This window comes from Bacteroides sp. MSK.20.82, from assembly GCF_019052485.1.
GTDB lineage: Bacteria > Bacteroidota > Bacteroidia > Bacteroidales > Bacteroidaceae > Bacteroides > Bacteroides thetaiotaomicron.
In genome coordinates, this window is sequence record NZ_JAHQUN010000147.1 from 1 (window position 1) to 470 (window position 470).

General features: G+C 38.3%; 1 protein-coding gene. It reads right to left on the reverse strand.

Annotated features, from left to right (window positions below):
• Positions 1-107 precede the first annotated feature (107 nt).
• Positions 108-470: PDDEXK nuclease domain-containing protein (locus tag KTR07_RS28210; RefSeq protein WP_217315587.1), on the reverse strand; the 363-nt coding region annotated here is incomplete at its 5' end.

Here is a 470-nt window from a genome sequence, read left to right on the forward strand (position 1 = left end):
GGTACAAGTTTTCCATGTATCGCAAGGTCGAGTATCTTTTGACGTAACGCTTTTGTATCCATCGTCGTATTTCTGTTTGTATTTGTGCAGTTTTGGCTGCATAAATACTATTTATTTTCTTCCAGTTTCTTTAATTCCTCATTTTCTTCAAACTCTTCAATCCATTCCTTCACCTTGGCTTGCAATAAAGCCTTGTTGGGGAGATAGAGTTGATAAGCAGAAGCATAGATGTTAGCATCTTTAGGCAAGGTGAGTTCCACTAGTGCATCGTTCTTCTCCTTACACAGTAGAATACCAATTGTCGGCTTTTCAAAGTCTTGTTTGACATAGCGGTCGTAATAGTTGACATACATCTGCATCTGTCCGAGGTCTTGGTGAGTAAGTTTGTCTATCTTCAAATCTATAAGCACATAGCATTGTAGCAAACGATTGTAAAACACCAAGTCAACAAAGAAATGCTGCTCATCAAA